This window comes from Pseudohalioglobus sediminis (assembly GCF_008370495.1).
In the GTDB taxonomy this organism is placed as follows: domain Bacteria; phylum Pseudomonadota; class Gammaproteobacteria; order Pseudomonadales; family Halieaceae; genus Halioglobus.
Genome location: NZ_VTUX01000008.1, coordinates 162,734 through 182,413 on the forward strand (window position 1 = coordinate 162,734; position 19,680 = coordinate 182,413).

The 19,680-nt window shown below is 64.5% G+C and carries 18 protein-coding genes; 5 read left to right on the forward strand and 13 right to left on the reverse strand.

The annotated features are described in order from the left end of the window. Window positions 1–30: 30 nt before the first annotated feature. Genes F0M18_RS16320 through F0M18_RS16340 form a run of 5 tightly spaced genes read right to left on the reverse strand, consistent with a single transcriptional unit; the run spans window position 31 to window position 5,201 of the window. The gene (locus F0M18_RS16320) at window positions 31–1,275 is read right to left on the reverse strand and encodes a hypothetical protein (RefSeq protein WP_149612535.1); all 1,245 of its coding nucleotides are present in this window, start codon (window positions 1,273–1,275) and stop codon (window positions 31–33) included. Beyond that, window positions 1,275–1,982, reverse strand: a complete 708-nt coding sequence (locus tag F0M18_RS16325; RefSeq protein WP_149612536.1) for an ABC transporter ATP-binding protein — start codon at window positions 1,980–1,982, stop codon at window positions 1,275–1,277. The genes F0M18_RS16320 and F0M18_RS16325 overlap by 1 nt, the downstream gene beginning before the upstream one ends. Before the next feature lie 11 nt (window positions 1,983–1,993). Further along, complete coding sequence (locus F0M18_RS16330) at window positions 1,994–3,226, reverse strand: ABC transporter permease (protein WP_149612537.1); 1,233 nt, start codon at window positions 3,224–3,226, stop codon at window positions 1,994–1,996. After that, window positions 3,226–4,458, reverse strand: a complete 1,233-nt coding sequence (locus F0M18_RS16335; protein WP_262500979.1) for an ABC transporter permease — start codon at window positions 4,456–4,458, stop codon at window positions 3,226–3,228. Before F0M18_RS16335 ends, F0M18_RS16330 begins: the two co-directional genes overlap by 1 nt. Beyond that, window positions 4,455–5,201 carry an outer membrane lipoprotein-sorting protein gene (locus F0M18_RS16340; RefSeq protein ID WP_149612539.1) on the reverse strand — a complete coding sequence of 249 codons (747 nt, stop codon included), beginning with the start codon at window positions 5,199–5,201 and terminating at the stop codon, window positions 4,455–4,457. Before F0M18_RS16340 ends, F0M18_RS16335 begins: the two co-directional genes overlap by 4 nt. Window positions 5,202–5,257: 56 nt before the next feature. Between F0M18_RS16340 and F0M18_RS16345 the strand changes: the two genes are divergently transcribed. Together F0M18_RS16345 and F0M18_RS16350 are read left to right on the forward strand one after the other, a co-directional pair. Then, complete coding sequence (locus F0M18_RS16345) at window positions 5,258–6,379, forward strand: DUF3080 family protein (RefSeq protein WP_223178003.1); 1,122 nt, start codon at window positions 5,258–5,260, stop codon at window positions 6,377–6,379. A 99-nt stretch (window positions 6,380–6,478) separates the two neighbouring features. Beyond that, on the forward strand, window positions 6,479–7,084 hold the full coding sequence (locus F0M18_RS16350) for a DUF4136 domain-containing protein (protein ID WP_149612540.1): 606 nt from the start codon (window positions 6,479–6,481) through the stop codon (window positions 7,082–7,084). Between the two features lie 81 nt (window positions 7,085–7,165). Here F0M18_RS16350 and nagZ read toward each other — a convergent pair whose 3' ends face one another. After that, complete coding sequence (gene nagZ / locus F0M18_RS16355) at window positions 7,166–8,860, reverse strand: beta-N-acetylhexosaminidase (RefSeq protein WP_149612541.1); 1,695 nt, start codon at window positions 8,858–8,860, stop codon at window positions 7,166–7,168. Window positions 8,861–9,033: 173 nt separating this feature from the next. On the opposite strand from nagZ, the gene murA reads away from it, so the two are divergent. After that, window positions 9,034–10,296, forward strand: a complete 1,263-nt coding sequence (gene murA / locus F0M18_RS16360; protein WP_149612542.1) for a UDP-N-acetylglucosamine 1-carboxyvinyltransferase — start codon at window positions 9,034–9,036, stop codon at window positions 10,294–10,296. Here murA and F0M18_RS16365 read toward each other — a convergent pair whose 3' ends face one another. The 4 genes from F0M18_RS16365 to F0M18_RS16380 all read right to left on the reverse strand — a co-directional run bounded on the left by F0M18_RS16365 (window position 10,297) and on the right by F0M18_RS16380 (window position 13,981). Then, window positions 10,297–11,190, reverse strand: coding sequence for a phytanoyl-CoA dioxygenase family protein (locus tag F0M18_RS16365; protein WP_149612543.1), 894 nt, complete (start codon window positions 11,188–11,190; stop codon window positions 10,297–10,299). It lies immediately after the preceding gene. Between the two features lie 101 nt (window positions 11,191–11,291). Beyond that, complete coding sequence (locus tag F0M18_RS16370; protein ID WP_149612544.1) at window positions 11,292–12,356, reverse strand: NAD(P)H-dependent amine dehydrogenase family protein; 1,065 nt, start codon at window positions 12,354–12,356, stop codon at window positions 11,292–11,294. Window positions 12,357–12,373: 17 nt separating this feature from the next. Next, window positions 12,374–13,441, reverse strand: coding sequence for an NAD(P)H-dependent amine dehydrogenase family protein (locus F0M18_RS16375; protein WP_149612545.1), 1,068 nt, complete (start codon window positions 13,439–13,441; stop codon window positions 12,374–12,376). 12 nt (window positions 13,442–13,453) lie between these two features. After that, on the reverse strand, window positions 13,454–13,981 hold the full coding sequence (locus F0M18_RS16380) for a nuclear transport factor 2 family protein (protein WP_149612546.1): 528 nt from the start codon (window positions 13,979–13,981) through the stop codon (window positions 13,454–13,456). A 289-nt stretch (window positions 13,982–14,270) separates the two neighbouring features. Between F0M18_RS16380 and F0M18_RS16385 the strand changes: the two genes are divergently transcribed. Together F0M18_RS16385 and F0M18_RS16390 are read left to right on the forward strand one after the other, a co-directional pair. Then, window positions 14,271–15,275, forward strand: coding sequence for a DUF481 domain-containing protein (locus F0M18_RS16385; protein ID WP_149612547.1), 1,005 nt, complete (start codon window positions 14,271–14,273; stop codon window positions 15,273–15,275). A 102-nt stretch (window positions 15,276–15,377) separates the two neighbouring features. Then, complete coding sequence (locus F0M18_RS16390; protein WP_149612548.1) at window positions 15,378–16,382, forward strand: zinc-dependent alcohol dehydrogenase family protein; 1,005 nt, start codon at window positions 15,378–15,380, stop codon at window positions 16,380–16,382. 10 nt (window positions 16,383–16,392) lie between these two features. Here F0M18_RS16390 and F0M18_RS16395 read toward each other — a convergent pair whose 3' ends face one another. The 3 genes from F0M18_RS16395 to F0M18_RS16405 form a co-directional block, all read right to left on the reverse strand. Further along, window positions 16,393–16,770, reverse strand: coding sequence for a DUF2237 family protein (locus F0M18_RS16395; RefSeq protein ID WP_149612549.1), 378 nt, complete (start codon window positions 16,768–16,770; stop codon window positions 16,393–16,395). A gap of 179 nt (window positions 16,771–16,949) precedes the next feature. Beyond that, window positions 16,950–18,380, reverse strand: coding sequence for a pyridoxal phosphate-dependent decarboxylase family protein (locus F0M18_RS16400; protein ID WP_149612550.1), 1,431 nt, complete (start codon window positions 18,378–18,380; stop codon window positions 16,950–16,952). A gap of 22 nt (window positions 18,381–18,402) precedes the next feature. Further along, the gene (locus tag F0M18_RS16405) at window positions 18,403–19,560 is read right to left on the reverse strand and encodes a DUF819 family protein (RefSeq protein WP_149612551.1); all 1,158 of its coding nucleotides are present in this window, start codon (window positions 19,558–19,560) and stop codon (window positions 18,403–18,405) included. Window positions 19,561–19,680 lie beyond the last annotated feature (120 nt).

The following is a 19,680-nucleotide window of genomic DNA, read 5'->3' on the forward strand; positions in this document are numbered from 1 at the left end:
GCCCTGCGCGCGGCGGCAGGGCCACAGCGGCTAGAAGTAGTAGGCCAGCTGGGCAAACAGGCCCGGGCCGCTGCCCAGGTTGAGTTCATCCCCGGTGATTTCCAGCCCGCCGAATTCAGTGCCGGCGGGGCCAAGGGGCAGGTTCAGCGCCCCCAGCAGCTGCCAGTCCTGCGCCAGGTCCCATTGCAACACCAGTTGCGCCAGCGCGGAGTTATCGCCGAGGTTGTAAAACAGCGTCGGGGTGACATTCAGCAGCGGGTTCACCTCGACCAGCAGTGAACCCGCCAGGTAGTGACGGCCCAGGGTAAATAGTTCACCGCGCTCCAGCCGCTGCAGCAGATCTGTTGCCGCGGCCAGATTCTCAGCGCTGTAGTCCGCTTCGCGCAGGCCGAAGCCGTTGAAGAAATACTCCGCCACAGCGCTGACGTTGCGCCCGCCCCAGACCCAGGAATAGGACCAGTTGATGACCGCGCTGGCTACCCAGCCGTCACTGGCATCGGTGAGCAGCAGGTCACCGCGCAACACCGCATCACCGGTATTGAGCACCCCGCCGACCCCCAGCTGCAACTGGTCGAAGTGCTCCGCCAGCAGCAGGTCGTACTCTTGCTCCAGGCCGAAGCCATGGTACTTGAGCGCGGTGGAACTGACCTCGCTGGTCACATCGCCCCGGGCGTCGCGCCGCTGCACCCGCACCAGTTGCCAGTCACTGCCGGAGTCCAGCAGGTACTGGCCGTAGAGCATGTCATCACCCACCTTGTATTCCGTGTCGATGGCCGCCGGGTCGAAGGGATTGAAGAAGTCCATAGGGTTATAGATCAGGCCATTGCCCCAGCTGACCGCCTGCCGGCCGAGACGAAGCACAGTCTTGTCACCGCTCCAGGAGGCCGCCAGGCGATCCAGCCGCTGCACCCAGAGCGAGTCGTCATCGCTGGATATCTCGTGGCTCAGGTCCCACCAGCGGCGCTCGTCATCCGGCAGCGGCGGCGGCAGGAGCCAGCCTGCCTGCCCACTGTTTGCCAGTTCCACGGCATCGCCACGGCGCGCCAGCAACTGGTAGTCCGCCTCCCAGGCCAGTGGCCCGGTGCGGGTGCGCAACTTGAGACGCAGGCTGCCGGCCTGGTCATGGGCCACCGCGCCGACCGGCTCACGGAAGGCGCTGTCTTCGGGGTAGGTCAGCGTCTGCCAGCGCGCCTTGACGTGCCCGCCCTGCAACCAGTCGGGCGCCGCCAGGGCAAGCGGGGGCAACAGTGCCAGCGCGCACAACAGGCGGCGCATCAGGCCGGCTCCATACCCTGGGGCTGCTGCGCCTGGTCGCTGACAATACGACCATCCTGCATACGGATCAGGCGCCGCGCGTACCCCATCACCCGCACATCGTGGGTTGAGATGACGAAGGTCACACCGCGCTCCTCGTTGAGGGCAACGAAGAGCTCCATCAGCTGCGCGGCACTGTGGGTATCGAGGTTGGCAGTCGGTTCATCTGCCAGCACCAGTCGCGGCTTGCTGGCAATCGCCCGTGCCACCGCCACGCGCTGCTGCTGGCCGCCGGAGAGTTCAGAGGGCAGGCGACCCTCCATGCCGGCCAGCCCGACCTCGGCAAGGACATCGTCCGCCAGCGCCCGCCGTTGCGCGGCGGGCATACCCTGCACCTGCATGATGAACTCGACGTTCTCCCGCGCCGACAGCACCGGGATCAGGTTATAGGCCTGGAATACAAAGCCGATATGGTTGAGCCGCAGGTTCGCCAGCGCACTCTTGCTCATGGTATCCAGGCGTTGTTCACCCACGCTGATGGCGCCGCTGTCCGGCGTATCGAGACCACCCATGGCATTGAGCAGCGTGGTCTTGCCGGAACCCGAGGGTCCGGAAAGGCACACGAACTCGCCGGCATCGATGGCGAGGCTGACCCGGTCCAGGCCGGTGATGACTTCATCGCCCTGCCTGAAGGTCTTGCACAGTTCCTTGCAGATGATCGCACTCATAATCGTTTCCGTCAGGTCTTGTTCAGGGCGCGCACCGGGTCCAGCCGCGCGGCTCGCCAGGCCGGCAGCAGGCTCGCCAGCAGGCCCAGTACCACCACTACCGCAGTGGCCATCAGCATATCTTCCACCGCCAGCGCGGGGTACAGGACGGTGCCCATGCCCATCATTTCCATGCCCTCGGCGACACCGGAAACATCAATCCCGGATTCCAGCGGTTTCACCGTCAGCCACGCCAGCAGGTTGCCGGTGGCCAGGCCCAGCAACAGCAGGTACAGGCTCTCCAGCAGCAACTGGTACAGGATCAGGCTGGGACGCATACCCAGCGCCTGCATCAGCCCGATTTCACGGACCCGCTCGAACACCGCCATGGCCAGCGTATTGACCAGCCCGAAAGAGAGCACCAGGAATATGATCACCATCATGATGACGGTAAAACCGTCCTGCATGGCCAGCATGCTGCCAAGGAACGGATCCAGCTGCGTCCACGTCAGCACTTCGAGTTGCGTGCCAGCAGCCGCGGCGATGCGCGGCGCCCACTCGTCTACCCGGCGGTAGTCGCCACCGCTGACAGCCACTTCCGACACCCGCTCACCGATACCGAGCATGCCCTGCACGGTATTGCGCGCGGCGTAGACATACTGCTCCTCGGTACTGGCCAGCCTTGCCCGGTATATACCCACCACGCGAGCCCCGCGGTCGGCCACATCGTTCTGCGGGTCCTGTGACATGATCACCACGCGCTTGCCCAGTTCCGTGTCCAGCTTGCGTGCCAGGCTGGCGCCCAGTACCAGCCCGCGATCATCGCTGTCGGCCAGGAACCTGCCCTGTACTATCTGCTCGGGCAGTGAGCCCAGCTCGCTCTCGGCGTCGGGATCAACGCCCAGCAGGGTGACGCCGCGGCTGTCACGCTCACTGGCAATCACCGCCGGCACCCGCACCCTGCCCGCCCAGGCCTCGACCGGTGGCTGCTGCAGCGCGGCCAAGAGCTCACCGGAGGGCGCGTCGATACTGTTGGCGACACTGGGGTCGCGGCGGTAGTCGCGGTGGTGAATCTGCACCTCGCCGGGCAGCGTGGCCAGGCCATTGAGCACCATCTGGTCGGTCATGCCGCGCATCAGCGCCGAAAAAAAGATCATCGCCCACACGCCGGTGGCAATGGCCAGCAACATGACCAGGGTGCGCCTGTAATTGCGCCACAGGTTGCGCCAGGCGAGCACCACAATGACTCCGCTGCCGCCGGCCATCACACCGCCCTCATGGCGGAGACCGGCTGCAGGCGAAACAGCCGCAGCGCGGGATAGACCGCCGCCAGCAGGGTGAAGCAGAAAACGGTCAGCGGACCCCAGACCAGCGCCGGCAGGCTGACCTGCGGGTACATGCGGTCATCCATGTTGAAGCGCGCGGCCATCTCCTCCATACCGGGGTAGGTAAAACCGAACACCGCCAGGTACCAGATCAACAGCGCGCCGAGGAGCAGGCCCAGTGCCAGCCCCATCAGGGCCATAAGCAGGGTTTCCATGGCCACCAGCCGGGCGAGACGGCCCGGGCTCATCCCCAGCGCCAGCATCACACCGAACTCCCGGGTCCGTTCCAGCACGGACATCAGCTGGGTATTGAGTACGCTGAACGCGACCAGCACCACCAGCACCGCGTACATGAAACCGTTGCTGACCAGGTCCGACTGTATCGCCTGGCGCAGCCCCGGCTGCAGGGCATCCCAGTCCAGCACGCGCAGCTCTTCACTGTGGCCCATGATCTGCCCGCGCACGTCTGCCACGGCAGCGGGCACCGCATCCAGCGAGGGCAGGCGCGCGACCACGGCGTGACCGTGGTCACCCATGGCGAAGGTCTCCTGGAACCAGCCCAGGGGCACCTGCGCCACGCCGCGATCCAGGTCGTTGATGCCGGTATCGACAATTCCCACCACAGTGGCGATGGCGGCGGCGAATGAACCATCGCGGCCGCTGCCGAGGAAGGTGAGTTCATCACCCAGGTCGACCTTCAGGTTGCGCGCCAGCACCGCGCCGATGACGATGGCGTCACTGTCTCCCGGCTGCAAATAACGCCCCTGCGAGACCAGCCCGGGAAAACTCGACACCAGCGCCTCGGTCTGCGGCTGGACACCGGCAATCAGTACACCGAAGGAGCGCTCTTCACTGGAGGCCAGCGCAAAGGCCTGGCCGCGGGCAGAAACGGACTCCAGTTTCAGTGTCGTGCGCAGCTGCTCAGCCAGCTGTGCCGCCGCGGGCACACTGTCGCGGATACGCTGGTCGCCAAGGAAGTCGCGGTGCTGCACCTGCAGGTGACCGGTGACCATGGCCAGGCTGTTGTTGATCATCACCTGGTAAGAGCCCAGCTGCAGGGAGATCATGAACACCAGCAACACGTTGCAGAACACCATCGCGGCCACCGTCAACCAGGTACGGCGGCTGTGGCGCCAGAGATTGCGCCAGGCCAGGACCCAGTTAACACTCACTGGCGCGGGTTTCTGAGGCTGGACAGGGTGAACAGGTTGTCCGGCAGCGCCAGGTCGAACTCCACCTGTTCGGTGTGCACCTCGGTCCATTCATCCGGCGTGTCCACCTTGGCCATGCGCAGGACGGTGGCCACATTGCGCCCGCCCATCTCGCGGATTTCGCTGGCCTTGAGGGTTTTCACCAGCTCACCGTCCTGGTCCCAGAACTGCTGTTCAAGCAGCACCCAGTCATCGCGTATCACCAACACCTCACGGCCCCAGACTACCGCCGCCTCCTCGTGGGGAATGGATTCGATGGTCCAGAGCGCATGCCCCTCGTGCTCCCCCGTGGACAAGAGGGTGTGGGTGTAGTCGTCAATAATCGCGGTGTCCTTGCTGATGTCCTTGTTGGAGAAATCCGAGCCCATCCAGTTCTGGCTCATCATGGACGAGGGCACCTTGATCACACGGTTTATTTTCGGCGTGTAGGTCCACATATTGCCGTCCACCGACAGGGTGCCGTTGCCGGCGTCCTTTTTCGGCGCCATCACCCGCACCAGGGTATGCTTGTCGCCCTTGCTCCAGCCCTGCATGGTCATGGTGCGCTCCCAATCCGGGCGATGAATCGTCATACTCATTTCCGAATACGACGTCTGCCCGCGATAGTGATCCATGGCCTTGCGAATGATGTCCCGGGCCGTCAATTCCTCAGCCCAGGTCGCAGTGGTGATAACCAGCCCCAGAATCACCGCAATCCATCTCATACCACTTACTCCTTTCGCCGCTACAGACAGTGTAAACAATCCTGGGGGGCGAGGGCATGCCGGAATTTGATGATCCGTTAGCGCACGGCCTGCGCTATAAAAAGATGATGCCAACTCGTCGCCGCAAGACCCGTATCACCTTGTTGCTCCCGCTGCTGCCGGCCATGTTGCTCGCCGGCTGCGGCGGGGGCGGCGTGGATGCGCCTTTCCTCGAGTACCTGCAACGCCTGCAGCGCACACTGGAGGTCACCCCCGGTGCCCGGGGCGTGCCGGCACCGGTGCCTCGCAGGCCGCGATCAGGAGAGCTGCGCATTGCTATCGATAGCGGCAGCCTCGGCACCCTCGATTTCCTCGACCTGCGCGGCTGCGAGCTGCAGGTGACCGTGGGCAAGCAGAACAGCAGCCTGGGCAAGCTGGCGAGGGATTCGCAACGATTGTTGCTGGCCCTGGAGTTCCTGCGCCTGGCACCACCCTGCATCGAGCTGTTGCGCGAGCAGGGCGATACCCAACTGGCGCAATCGCTGGGCGCCGCGGTGGCGCTGAAACAGCAGCAGCTCCCGGCGATGATTTTCAACGCCACCCTGGGCAGCGAGGAATTCGGCGCGCTGTGGCGGCCGGCCAAGCTGCCGGCGGACTACCCCGCCACCACGTCCAGTGCCGTGGTCACAGCCCTGGAGCGCATCAGCGCGTCCGGCCAGCGCTGGCTGGAGGGGGATTACCGCGCCGACAATCTTGCCTTCGAACTGCTACTGAGCGATATCAGCCGCGGTGACGGTGGCCAGTTGTGGCGCGCCCTGGCCCACCAGGCCAACTGGCTGCAGCAGGCCGATTCGCTGCTGCAACGGCGCGCCGCCGCGGGCCCGCTTTGCAGCGCACGCGTACGCCCCGCTGCGGCGGAGATACTGCCCAACGTGGTGCGCAAGTTTTTCGTCGAAGGAATCCAGCCGCGAGCGGCTCGTCTCGGGCGCCGCTACCACGACCTGCTGCCGCCGGTGATGGCGCTGGAAGCCAGCCTGGAGCCAGTGCTGCCCGAGGCCTACCGGCAGTGGCACCGACAGCGCGACAGCGACATGCAGGCACTCAGCCTGGCCCCGCGAGAGCATGTTGCGCAACTGCAACAGCTGCTGCAAAGCTGCGAGGACACTGCCGCCGGCGCGCCGCTTGCGGCCGCCCGCTGACGGCCCGCCGCAGTGCACCGCAGCAAGGCCATGCGGGACCCTGCTATTAGTCGCATAAATTGGCTACACTATGCCGCCTGTCAATAAACGGAGTCTCACATGACCGCCCCCCTGAAACGCCTGTTCGCCAGTTTCGGTGTTCTCAGCGCCGCCTTGTTCCTCGGCGCCTGCAGCACCACACCCACAGCCGATGTGGATTTCAAGCAAGACTACGACTTCGCCCAGGTCCGCACGATCGGTTTCTACGACCAGTCGGGTGAGGTGTTCGGCGACAACCCCCTGCAGCTGAGCGATTTCCAGAAAGAGCGCATTGACGAGGCCCTGGCGCTGGAACTGCGCAAACGCGGTTTCAGCATCACCACGGACGCCGCCGAGGCCGACCTGTTGCTGAGCTGGCACCTGGGCACGCAGCACAAGACCGATGTGCGTACCTATGAGACACCCACAATGGGCATGGGCTACGGGCGTTATGGCGGCTACAACCGCTACAGTATGTACAGCTGCTGGAACTGCACCAACACCGAGGTGCGGGTCAGCAACTATACCGAGGGCACGTTCATTATCGACATGATCGACCCGAAGATGGGCAAGAGCGTGTGGCGCAGTGTCACCCAGTCCAAGCTCAAGGGTAAGAAAGACGAGGACGAGCCCGGCGAAATCAACGAGGCCGCCAACATCGTACTGGGCAATTTCCCGCCGCTTTAAACACTGGCCGGGCCGCGGCCCGGCGCTGACGCAACGCGTCTTTCAGCACAGCGGCCTGCGCCGCTGCGCTACCAGGCCTCCTCAGCTTCCGTTCTGGAGCCTGACCGGCAACTGCCCATCGGGTGTGCGGGCACCGGTCAACACGTCTGCCAACGCGCAATAGGCCGGCCCCGGAGCGCCGCCAAAGCCCAGCGGCGCAGCATCGTAGGTTGCCAACACCGTGTCAGCGAGGTCGGCATATTCCGCCGCCGGATAGGGCGACTGCAACAGGATGACGACGCGCTCCCTGCCCTCGGCCAGGCGCAATAGCTGTTTCTGCACCGAGGCCGGACTCCTGTCGTCCAGGCTCGCCAGGTCCTCCGCTCCCCCGATATCGACCGCGCCAGGCGCAGGCTCACTCACTCCCACCACGTAGATATCCGCCGCGGCGACGCCGGCGGATTCTGCCTGTGCGTCAAATTGTTCCAGCGCCTGCCAGCTGATGCGCAGGCCCGGCTCACAGCGCTCCAGGGCGGCCACCAGAGCCCGGGCGCTAGCTGCTGTGGGCATAAGCAGGTGCACGCGGCTATTGCCTGCAAGGGAAACCAGCGATCCGTGCAGCAGGGTCACGCTGTGCCCGGCGATCCTGCGCTCCAGCGCCAGGTGCTCGGCACAGGCAATGCGCTCGGCGGCGCCCGTGGTGCTTGCCGGCAGGCAGTAGCGCTGCTGTGCAGCCTGCACCCGGGACGCGGACTCGCGGATTTCCGACTCGTCCAGGTCGCCGCTGCGCACGGCGCCCGCCACTGCCGCGACCAGTTCCTCAAGTTGCACCAGGCTCTGTGCCGACCTGACCCGCAGCGGCATCAGCGCGATATCCACCCCGGCTCTGAAACAGGCCAGAACCGCGTCCACCGGACTCATCAGCTCGCTGATGGCCGCCATATCCAGGGCGTCGCTGATCACCACGCCGCCATAGCCCCAGTCATTGCGCAGCAGGTCAGTCAGCAGCGCCCGCGACAGGGTGGCCGGGCGGACCACCCCGGTACCTGGCAGCGTGCTCGCGTCCAGCGCCGGGTACTGGATGTGCGCCGTCATCACCATGGCCGGCGGGGCACTGCGGATCACCGCGGCAAAGGGCGCCAGGTCGATCTCGCGGGCCGCCTGCGCATCGCGCGCCACGCAGGGCAGGTCCGTATGGCTGTCGAGGCTGGTGTCGCCGTGCCCGGGGAAGTGCTTGACCGCCGCCGCCACGCCAGCCTCCTGCAGGCCGCGCACCACCGCCGCGCCCAGGGTCGCCACCAGAGTCGGCTCATCGGCAAAGGCGCGCACGTTGATTACCGGGTTGGCGGGGTTGCTGTTCACGTCCAGCGTGGGCGCGAAGTTCACATTGATACCCAGCGCCGCCAGTTCCTCGCCCTGGGCCCTGCCCATGGCCCGGGCCAGTTCTTCGCGCGCCTGCGCAGCGCAGGCCGCCAGTGCCATATTGCCGCTGAAGCTGGTGACCTGGTCGCGCGGCAGGCGCGTGACCCGACCGCCTTCCTGGTCCACCGCGATGAGCACCTCGGCGCCGAGCACGCGCCGGACCTGGTCGGTCAGGGCGCGACACTGCGCCACTGAATCAATATTCTCCCGAAACAGGATCACCCCGCCCGGTGCGAGCGCCGCCAGCCCCTGCTCCAGGGCCGCCGGCAGCCGGGTGACCGGCGCGCTCCCGGCGCCGTCATCGAAGAAGCGGATATCCAGCATCAGCTTGCGGGCGATGCACTGTTCCAGGGTCATCTCGTCTTTGTCTGCCATATCGGCGGCTTGTCACATCCGGTTGCCAGGGCCGCTCCCACAATACCGCCTGCGACGGGACAGGGAAACCGGCGGCACGGCAACTATTTCTCCCACATCACCGACCTGTTACCCTAGCGCCCTTTTCACCCCTGTACCGGCAAGGTGCCGGGACGTTTACAGCGGAGTAAGGCTTGGATTCCATCATCGTCAACGGCGGCAGGCGCCTCAATGGCACCGTCAGCACCAGTGGCTCGAAAAACGCCGCCCTTCCCATCCTGTTCGCCTCGTTGCTGGCGGACGGCCGACACCATTTCGACAACGTGCCGGAGCTCAGGGATATCGAGTCCACGCAGCAGTTGCTGGCCTCACTGGGCGCCAGCAGCGAGCGCCACGGCAGCGCACTGGTGGTTGATGTAAAGCCACCGCAGGCCCACGTGGCCGACTACGACATGGTGCGCAAGATGCGCGCCGGCATCCTCTGCCTGGGCCCACTGCTGGCCCGCTACGGCGAGGCGCGGGTGAGCCTGCCCGGCGGTTGCGCCATCGGCTCGCGCCCGATCGACCTGCATATCGAGACCATGCGCCGCCTGGGCGCGGACATCACCAGCGAGGGCGGCTACGTGGTGGCCCGGGCCCAGCGCCTGGTGGGTGACCGCATCCTGTTTGAGAAGGTCACCGTGGGCGGCACCGAAAACGCACTGATGGCCGCCAGCCTGGCCCGTGGCACCACGGTGATTGAAAACGCCGCCAAGGAGCCGGAAGTCGTCGACCTGGCCAACTACCTGATCGCCATGGGCGCGAAGATCGAGGGAGTGGGCAGCAGCGTGATCACGGTGGAGGGTGTCGATGAACTGACCCCGGCAAGCCACAGCATCGTGCCCGACCGCATCGAGGCAGGCACCCTGCTTATCGCCGGCGCTATTACCGGTGGCCACGTCACCGTGGATAAATGCATCCCGGAGCACCTGCAGTCGCTGGTGGACAAAATGCGCGACGCCGGCTTCCGCGTGGACACCGCGGAGGACAGCATCACCTTACACAGTACCGACAGCTGGCGCGCCGTGGATATCGCCACCGCGCCCTACCCCGGTTTCCCCACCGACCTGCAGGCGCAGTTTATGGCGCTGATGACCCAGGCCGAGGGTACCGCGGTGATTACCGAGCACATCTTCGAGAACCGCTTTATGCATGTGCAGGAACTGGTTCGCCTTGGCGCTGACATCACCCCCATGACCCAGGTCGCGGTGGTGCGCGGCGAGCACAAGGGCCTCAGCGCCGCGCCGGTGATGGCCACCGACCTGCGCGCCAGTGCCTGCCTGGTACTGGCCGGCCTGGTCGCCGAGGGCGAGACCGAAATCAGCCGCATCTATCACCTCGACCGCGGCTATGAACACCTGGAAAACAAGCTCGCCGGCCTCGGCGCCGACGTGCGCCGGGTAGCGGCTGACGCCTGACTAATCCTCCTGCAGCGGCAACTTGCGCTTGGGGTGCATTCCGTCACTCATGCCCATGAAAGGCGGGTGAATGGAGTAACCCAGCAGGCGGCGGATGTTTTCTGAAACGGCAGCCGCCGTCTCCCTGGACACCGAGAGGAAGTAATTTTCCTGGGTACGCAGCCAGGGCTCGCAGTACTGCGCGGTGATGGCCAGCCGGCTGCTGCCGCTGTGGTTTTCCCCACCGCCATGCCACAGGTTACCCAGGAACAGGATGCAGGATCCGGCGGGCATGGTTGCCTTGACCCGCGGATCATCCGGTAGCGGAAAGCGATCCTCTCCCCAGCGATGGCTGCCGGGGATGGCGACCGTGGCGCCGTTGTCCTCGGTAAAGTCATCCACGGCGAACACCGTCGCCACAGAGAGCGCGGGCCGCGGGCGCGGCCAGGGATAAAAGCCGTCGTCTATATGCAGCGGCTGGGCCGGGGAGCCGGACAGGATATTGATCACCTGCGCCTGTGACAGCAGGTAATTGGGCAGGAACAAGCGGTCCAGGTGCGCCAGGATCAGCGGGTGCTCGATGAAAGCATCAGCCGAGCGCAGCTTCTCGGGCAGGCCGTAGATACGCTGCGTACGCTCCCCTTCGAAGGAATTGCGCCCGACCTTGTCCAGGTAGGGTGCGGCCTCGTCCCGCAGCGCCTGCAGGGTCGCCGCATCCACCACGTCGTGCAGGATGATATAGCCATCGCGCATCAGCCTGTCGTGCTGGAACTGCACCATCTCCGGATCGAGCCCGGCAGCCTCCTCGCTGCTGGTAAAGCCATGGGTGCGCGCCAGGTCCGTGCCCAGGTACTGGTCAAACGAATCTATCTGGCGAAACCGCGGGTCATCCCGGCCACTTTGTTGCTTGCTCATACGCCTCCTCCCACGCAAAACCGGCACACGAGCGAAAAAGCTTATGCCCTGCGCTGCGCACCTGCCAACAGTATAGCCCGCGGCAGCCGGCGCGAGGCGCTCTACTCCGGCCGATACAACCCCTTGCCGGTAATTTTCGGCAGGTCGAGTGCGGCCACCATGCCCGGGGCATGCGCCACCACGGCGGGAATCGCGTTGACGATGGCGGTCGCGGTCTGGATCACCCCCGCCACCGCGTGGTCACCATTGCGATCTTCCATGTCCATGCTGATTTCCATGCGCGGCTCACCCTCGATAATCGCCCGGTAACCCTTGCCCTTAGGCCAATCGGGAGCGATATCGTCGGTCAGCCGGGTCACGTGCTCGAGCACGATGGCGTCGCGCCCGTCCACCACCCCGCGCACCTCGAAGCGCATCGCCCCGGTGGTGCCGGCCTTGAACAGGCCCATGGCGTTCTCCACGTCGTGCTCCAGCGGCAGGCGCTCGTGCACCTCGTAAACCCGCTCAAGTTCCACACCCAGCCCGGCTGCCACCGAGCGCACCGAGCCGCCCCAGCCCAGGGCCAGCATGCCCGGCTGGAACAGCATGCAGTCGTGGTCCACCGGGTAGCCGAAGCCCATCACCTCGCGGATGGTGTGCTCCTGCTCGTAGGTGGCGTAGTTGATCACCTCGCGCATGCGCACACTGGTCCAGTACTCGGACAGGCCGGTGAAGGTCAGCGGCATGGTGTCGTTGGCGAAGCCCGGGTCGATGCCATTGTTGAAGCAGGTGGTGCCACCTTCCGCACAGGCTGCCTTGAGCGGGTCGGCGAGGAAGGCGATATCCGGGGAGTCCGGGTACTGCAGCATAAACAGCGAACTGGAAACCACGTTGATACCGGCGCGCAGGCAGCGGGCCTGGTCCTCGGCGGCCTCCATCATCCGCGTTTCCGAATGTGCGGTGTAGACCACGCAGTCCGGCGCCAGGGCCAGGGCGGCGTCGATGTCATCGGTGGACATCACGCCAGTGGCGCCGTCGAGGCCGGTCAGCTCCGCCACGTCCTTGCCGGCCTTGTCCGCCGAGCTGACGATGTGGCCCACCAGTTCCAGCTGCGGGTGGTTGAGCACGGCACGCACGGCATAACAGCCCACGTTGCCGGTGCCCCAGGTAACAACACGAATACTCACATTTAGCTCCTTGTTTCTCAGTTGTGTTCAGCAGCCAGGTGCGGCGCTGCGCGCCCGGCGATCAGTGGTAAATCCAGGTAGGTTTTGATGCCGGGTGCGGCCCGGCACACATAGGGAATAGCGCTGACCCCATGGTTGGCGGTGGCGACGATGCCCGGGTTGCGTACCAGTCCGGCGGCGATGGATTCGGGATGCCAGCCGTGAAAGGTGACCTGCGCGCCCGGGTCTCCCGTCACCTCCACCTCGAAGCGCTCACCCTCCGGGCCGAAGCACCAGCCCGCATCGAGGTGTTCCTCGCCCATAAACCAGTTAACGCGCACGGTGATAACCGGCTCGCCCGCTACCGTGCGCTGCCAGGTAAAGCGCTGGGCGGCGACCCGGCCCGGCTCGATCACGCCAATGGGTGAGTCGATCGGCGCGGTGGCCACAGCCACTTCATGCAGGGACAGTGGGTCCGGGTCGACGGCAAAACCCAGTTCATCGGCGATCATGTCCATGGACTGCCCGAAACCGTCACCGAGAAAACCGACCATGGGGCTGGACGCGGCTTCCTCCGGCGTCTTGCCAAACAGCATGATGTCGCTGATCACCTCGGGCGCGCCGTAGGTGCGGATGTCGGAGAACTCCTCGGCGCGCACATGGGTAACGGCCGCACTCAGTGCCGACACCATCAGCGGGAAGCGTTCGGTAATGCCTCCCGGGTGGATACCGGTGCCGTGCAGCGTACTGTCGCCCTCGCGGCAGGCCGCCTCCAGGTCGGCTACATCGCGGTTGCCAGGGTAAAACCAGCCCAGCGGCGTGACCACGTTCTTGCCGCTGGCGAGCAGCCGACATACCAGTTCCCGGTCCGCCATGACCGGCGAATACATCACGCAATCCGCTGCCATGGCGATGAGTGCCTCGGCGTCAGTGGTCGCCGTGATGCCGATTGGCCCGATACCGGCCAGCTCGCCAGCGTCGCGCCCCTGCTTGGCCTCGCTGCTGACCCAGCAGCCCACCAGTTCCAGTTCCAGGTGCGCGCAGATGTACTCGATAGCGGCACGACCCACGCCCCCGGTCGCCCATTGAATAACCTTGTATACCATGGCGCTTCTCCGCTAGAAGTTGGGGCCGTCGCAAAGGTGGGACCAGGCCGCAGGCAGGTGCGTATCCCAGTCCGGCTTGGCCGGGGGCATGTTGAACTCCGGCGGCGGCTGCCAGGCCATCGCCTTTAGCGTTTCGCCGATCAGGGTCATATTCAGGTAATCGTGGCTGTAACAGAACAGGCCGTCGCCGGCGTAGTAGAGAATCGACAGCCCCGGCACGACCCACTGGCCGCCATCCGGTTTCTCGCCCAGTACCTGGTCCCAGTGGCTGACCAGGCGATGGCCGTCGACCATGGTCCAGCGTTCCGGGGTGGTCCAGCCGTAACCGGTGAGCCCGGCCATGGACTTGACGAAGAATTCGCGCATGGTCTCTCGACCTTCCTGTCGGCCCCAGGCCGGGTCGATATACACGCCGTCTTCGGTAAAGAAGTCCGCCATCTGGTGCCAGCCGGCTGTGCCGGCGTCGATGCTGTCGCGCAGGGCGACAAAACGTTCGTAGGTGTCGAGTGCCTCGCGCTCGACCTGGTTTTTATTATTCATGGGCCGCTTCCTCTATTGGCGGGCGCGGTGCGCGGCCGCCTGACTTTATAAGCCTACGCCAAGGAGAGGCCAGCGGTTCGCGCTGCGGTACTCATATTTGTACCAGATTGGCTTTCGCCCGCTATGCAGTGCGGATAACGCTGCCGGGCAACGCGACGACATCACAGTTGCAGAGGAAGCGGGCAAGTCAGTCAGCTATATGCTGACGTGAGACGGCTAACATTGCATACTAAACCTTATTCCGGGTGCGCCCGTAGATTCACCGACGCTACAATCATATGGAGAGAACATGCTACACAAGACACTGATGCGCTGCTGCGCGCTACTGGCCCTGATGCCCTGCGCCGCGATCGCCCAGGACCGCATCATCATGCAGAATGGCGACATTATCACCGGCAACATCTCGCTGATCACCGACGAAGAAATTCTTATAGAACCCAGCTACGCGGACGAGTACGCCATCGACATCGCTGAAGTCGCCACCGTCGAGGTGGAGGAGTTCTTCGAGATCGAGTTCCAGGACGAGAGCGAAGTCCAGGCGCGCCTGGCAGTAGATGACCTCGGCCAGCAGGTGCTGCTGACCGAAAACGGCGACAGTCGCCCGATCACCCTGGCAGACCTCAGCGAGGCCGCCGAGCCGGAGCCCTACTTCGACTGGTCCCTGAAGGCGGACTTCAACGGCGCATACAACAGCGGCAACACGGACTCGGAGAGCACCATGTTATTCGCCGACGGCTCGGTGAAGTGGGGAGATCACCGTCACCGCGCTGACTTCACGCTGCGCAATGAGGAAGTCAACAATGAGAAGACCCAGGAACAGACACTGATCAACTACGGTTACAGCTGGTTGTTCAACAAGCCCTGGTTCCTCGGGGGCGGATTCTCCTACGAGCGGGATCCGATCCGCGACCTCGAGTATCGGTATACCGCAAGCGCATTGCTGGGCCGTGACATTTTCGACGACTCCAGCAAGTATCTCGGCATCAGCATCGGACCGGGCTACCAGAGGCAGGAACTCGGTGATGAAACCAAAGGCGGTGGCGTGGGGATCTGGAACCTCCGCTACGAACACGCGCTGCTGGATTGGATGGACTTTTTCCATACCCAGAGCTTTACCTGGCAGTTCTACGGCAACGAGAACCAGATCTACAAGACCAACACCGGCTTGAATTTCGACCTGATCAGCGATCTCTACATGAACGTGTCACTGCGCTACGACTATGAAACCGAGCCCGCCGAGGGTCGCGACAACGAGGACTCCACCCTCGCCTTCGGGGTTGGCTACAAGTTCTGACGCCCACTAAAAACTGTCACGCAGGCCAGTGTTCATTCAGGTGACAGCCGCTATCGCCGGCTGTCACCTGGCAGCAGGCATTACCAATCATAAGGAGCCACCATGCAGGCAATCTCCCTCAAGGCCCCCGCCGGACTCGATCAACTGACGCTCCAGGACATCACCCCACGCGCGCCCGGTCGCGGCGAGATCCAGGTTGAAGTCAAGGCCAGTTCGCTGAACTTTCACGACTACGTGGTCGTTGTGGGCCTGCTGCCCACGGAAGATGGGCGCATCCCGCTCTCCGATGGTGCCGGGGTCGTTACCGCCGTGGGTGAAGGGGTCAGTGAATTCGCAGTGGGAGACAGGGTACTGAGCTACTTCTTCCCGCACTGGCAGGATGGCAGCGCCTCCTTCGAGCGCCTGCAGGGAGTGCCGGGTGACAACGTGGACGGCTTCGCCGCCGGCAGCGTGACCATGCCCGCCTCTGCTTTCAGCCGCATGCCCGCCAACCTCGACTTCGCCGAAGCCGCCACCCTGACCTGTGCCGGGCTCACCGCCTGGCGCGCGCTGATGGTGGAAACCCACCTCACCCCCGGTGACTGGGTACTGGTGCAGGGCAGCGGCGGCGTGTCGATTTTCGCCCTGCAGTTCGCGCGCATGATGGGCTGCCGGGTGATCGCCACCTCCTCCTCTGCAGAGAAATTGGCGCGCCTGGGCGAACTCGGCGCCGAGGGCCTGATCAACTATCGCGAGACCCCTGACTGGGGCGACAAGGTGCTGGAACTCACCGGCGGCCATGGCGCCGACCTGGTGGTGGAAGTGGGCGGCTCGGGCACCGTGGCACAATCTGTGCGCGCGGTGGCCTTCGATGGCTGCATCAGCATGATCGGCGTGCTCACCGGTTTCTCCGGGGAAGTACCCACTGCTGAATTGTTCCAGAAAAACGCGCGCATCCACGGCATTACCGTGGGCAGCCACCAGCACCAGGCGGACATGATTGCAGCGGTGGAGGCCAACGACCTGCACCCGGTGATCGACAGCCGCTTCCCGCTGGAACAACTGGCGGATGCCTTCCGCCACCAGGAATCCCAGCAGCACTTCGGCAAGATCTGCGTGGAGATGTAGCCGGCGCGCCTCAGTGCGCTGGCGCTATCGCGTACTGCCTGAGTACCTCCAGCGGCACCACCTGCAGGGCGGCGCTGTCACAGGCCTCCAGGATCACCTTTGGAGCCACGCCCGCCTCGTGTGCCTCCAGCCAGCGCACCGCGCACAGGCACCAGCGATCCCCGGGTTGCAGCCCGGGAAAATCGAACTCCGGGCGCGGCGTGGACAGGTCGTTGCCCTGCTCGCGGCTGTAGGCGAGGAAAGCCGCTGTGACTTCGGCGCAGACCACGTGGCGGCCCTGGTCATGCTTGCCGGTGCGGCAGTAGCCGTCGCGATAGAAGCCGGTGGCCGGGGCATGGCAGCACGCCTGCAGGGGCGTACCGAGCACGTTGCGGGCGGCGTGACTCATGCGGGTCGCCTCGATGCGGATGATGTCTGTGTGATGCCAGCCTGAGGCTGCGGGTGCTGCATGGTGTGGGTCTCCCGGTACTGTGGTGTTGCGTCTACCCCGATGTATACCGCCGTCAGCACAATTCGGATGCCTGCCGGCATAACACGAACACGGCAATCGGGCCGTGCGCCACCCACTCAGGTACCGGCCTTGCGCGACTTGTAGTCCACGTAGCGCTTCACCAGTCGATCCAGCAGGCCGTCCCCCGCTGCCGCGCCGGACTTGAGGTCCAGCTCGCCGCCGCCGGCGCGGTACTGCTCGGAATACATCTCCAGCACCTTCTTCTTGACCATGCCGCGCAGCGGCACATGCGCCATCATGCCGTAGGTGGCGGCCCCGCCCTGCTGGGCCAGGGCGGGGTCGGCTTTTACCGCTGCCACCGCCGCACGCAGGTCCTCCAGATACTGGTCCACCACCTGCAGGTGCTGGGCGGTGACCATGGCGTGCAGACCCGGCGGATTCTGGTTGCGGTTGACCTGCCAGCCATGGGCGTCCATCTGGTCGCCCACAGCGTAGATGTTGACCTCGGGGTCGTTGGAGCGATAGGAAAACAGCGGGCCCTGGGGCTGCCCCATGACCTCCAGCTCCGGAATGGCTGCAATACCGGCCTTGAGCCGATTGACGGCTTCCAGGGTGTCCCGCGCCAACTGCCGATAGCCCTCCCTGCCGAAATACTGGATGACGCCCCAGGCCGCGGCGTAGGCGCCGCCGGGCCGCGTCCCCAGCAGGGCGGACGAGGCGAACACGCCACCGGGCCAGTTCTCGTAGGCGAACATCTGGTAGCGCAGGTAATCGAGGTTGCGGTAGGTAATGGTGGAGGCGCCCTTGGCGGCGTAGCCGTACTTGTGGATGTCCGCGGAGATGGAGGTGACACCGGGTACACGGTAGTCCCAGGGCGGAATGTCCTCGCCGTTCATGGCCATAAAGGGCAGGATGAAGCCGCCCACGCAGGCATCCACATGCAGCGGTATGTTTTTCTTCTGCGCGATAGCGCCCATGGCCTCGATCGGGTCGATAGTGCCGTGGGGATACTCCGGTGCACTGCCCAGGATCATCACCGTGTTGCGATTGATCAGGCGCTTGAGTTTCTTCAGGTCCGGCGTGAAGTCCTTCTTCAGCGGCACCAGCCGGATCTTCACACCGAAGTACTCGGAGGCCTTGAACCAGGCCACGTGCGCGGTAACCGGCATGATCATCTCCGGTTTTTTCACGCCGCGCTGGTCACGGGCCATGTCGCGATAGGTTTTTACAGCCATCAGGCAGCTTTCGGTACCGCCCGACGTCACCACCCCACAGACCTCCTCGGTGCCGTTGAGAATATCCGCGGTGGCGCTGATCACCTCGGTCTCGATCTTTTTCAGGCTTTTGAAGGCGCCCGGGTTGAGACCGTTTTCACAGGCATAGCTGTGGTAACTCTGTTTGAGGAAGTCAGAGTGTTGCTCATCGAGGTAGTACACCAGGCTCCAGACGCGACCGTCCTTGTACTTGGGGTCCTGTTCCTTGAAGGCCTCCAACTCGGCCAGAATCTGTTCGCTTTCCCTGCCCTGTTCAGGCATTGCCTTGTGCATTTCCAGACCTCCTGTTTACAGATCACAAACCCTGTAAAAACAATCCCAGGCTGATGCCCAGGTAGTTACCCAGCGCATAGCCAATTATCCCCGCCGTCATACCCGAGAGAATCGTCCCCGGGTTACCCAGTGCCCGCGCCATCATCGGCACAAACGGCGGGCTGCACACCGCGGCGACCGATGTGACCATGAAGGTGTCGCTGTCTACCCGCGCCAGCCGGCACAACACCGCGTGCACCAGCAGGCTGCCCAGCACGGTACCCAGCACAAACAGCGCGATACTGGCATCGACATTGGCCAGCTGCTCGACACTGGCCATGGACGCGACCACGAAACAGAACACGTAGATCAGGTACATGCCCAGCTTGTAGGACAGCTGCAACTGTTGCAGACGCGGCACCAGCGACAGCAGTATGCCAATCGTGGTGAGCGACGCAATTACCAGGGCGGGGTTGCGGCTGGCGCCGGTGGCCAGCGCATGGATTTCCGCTATACCAACCGAGACCGCCACCACCACCACGGCCACGCCCAGTGCCATGGCCATCTCCGGCCAGTTGCGCCGGTGCAGCAGCGGCGCATAGTTGTCGCTGTCATCCGCCTGCGCCGCCTCCGCTTGCCCGGCTGTTGCCGCCTGCGGCGGCTTGAGCAGCCGCCGGAATACGCGCACCCCCAGCGTCAGCATCAGCAGCAGGTAGAGCGCGCCGATAAAGGTGTCCAGGCTGTGAAACACGATGTACTGCTGGTGCGGAATTTCCAGGCCCGCCTTGATCGCCGCCAGGTTCGGTGTGCCGCCGGTATACACCGCGACCGACATGGCGGCGAAGTTGGCCGCGGCCTCCTGGCCCTGGTCACGAAACAGCATAAACAACGCCGTGGCCAGGGTGACCACCGATGTCGTGGCCAGCAGCATCGACAACAGCGCCTTGCCGGCTACATGGCGCCACTGCCTGATATCCAGCGTGATCAGCAGCATCGGCAGTGCCAGCAGTATGGTGGCGGTAGATAGCACCTGCTGTACCGGCGCCGCCGCGGCCGGAACCAGCCCGCTGTTACCCAACAGCAGGCCACAGATATACGCGAGCGCGATGATCCCCAATCTCCGCGCCCAGTTCTGGTGGTGGCATAGCCACAGCAAACCGGCTGGGATTGAAACAAAGATTATGGCGAAGAAAATACTCATAGAGCGGTCATTGTATGCTCCAGCGACAGCCCTGTCCCACGCGCATGCAGCAATGCAGTGCCTTGACAGCGACACGATCAATACTTTTGATCGCTGCGGATGACCGCTGGCATGGACAGC

Bases quoted from the DNA above. Each gene is read 5' to 3' on its own strand.
- F0M18_RS16320 (WP_149612535.1), bottom strand. From the start codon at position 1,275: ATGCGCCGCCTGTTGTGCGCGCTGGCACTGTTGCCCCCGCTTGCCCTG.
- F0M18_RS16325 (WP_149612536.1), bottom strand. From the start codon at position 1,982: ATGAGTGCGATCATCTGCAAGGAACTGTGCAAGACCTTCAGGCAGGGC.
- F0M18_RS16330 (WP_149612537.1), bottom strand. From the start codon at position 3,226: ATGGCCGGCGGCAGCGGAGTCATTGTGGTGCTCGCCTGGCGCAACCTG.
- F0M18_RS16340 (WP_149612539.1), bottom strand. From the start codon at position 5,201: ATGAGATGGATTGCGGTGATTCTGGGGCTGGTTATCACCACTGCGACC.
- F0M18_RS16345 (WP_223178003.1), top strand. From the start codon at position 5,258: ATGCCGGAATTTGATGATCCGTTAGCGCACGGCCTGCGCTATAAAAAG.
- F0M18_RS16350 (WP_149612540.1), top strand. From the start codon at position 6,479: ATGACCGCCCCCCTGAAACGCCTGTTCGCCAGTTTCGGTGTTCTCAGC.
- nagZ (WP_149612541.1), bottom strand. From the start codon at position 8,860: ATGGCAGACAAAGACGAGATGACCCTGGAACAGTGCATCGCCCGCAAG.
- F0M18_RS16365 (WP_149612543.1), bottom strand. From the start codon at position 11,190: ATGAGCAAGCAACAAAGTGGCCGGGATGACCCGCGGTTTCGCCAGATA.
- F0M18_RS16375 (WP_149612545.1), bottom strand. From the start codon at position 13,441: ATGGTATACAAGGTTATTCAATGGGCGACCGGGGGCGTGGGTCGTGCC.
- F0M18_RS16380 (WP_149612546.1), bottom strand. From the start codon at position 13,981: ATGAATAATAAAAACCAGGTCGAGCGCGAGGCACTCGACACCTACGAA.
- F0M18_RS16385 (WP_149612547.1), top strand. From the start codon at position 14,271: ATGCTACACAAGACACTGATGCGCTGCTGCGCGCTACTGGCCCTGATG.
- F0M18_RS16390 (WP_149612548.1), top strand. From the start codon at position 15,378: ATGCAGGCAATCTCCCTCAAGGCCCCCGCCGGACTCGATCAACTGACG.
- F0M18_RS16395 (WP_149612549.1), bottom strand. From the start codon at position 16,770: ATGAGTCACGCCGCCCGCAACGTGCTCGGTACGCCCCTGCAGGCGTGC.
- F0M18_RS16400 (WP_149612550.1), bottom strand. From the start codon at position 18,380: ATGCACAAGGCAATGCCTGAACAGGGCAGGGAAAGCGAACAGATTCTG.
- F0M18_RS16405 (WP_149612551.1), bottom strand. From the start codon at position 19,560: ATGAGTATTTTCTTCGCCATAATCTTTGTTTCAATCCCAGCCGGTTTG.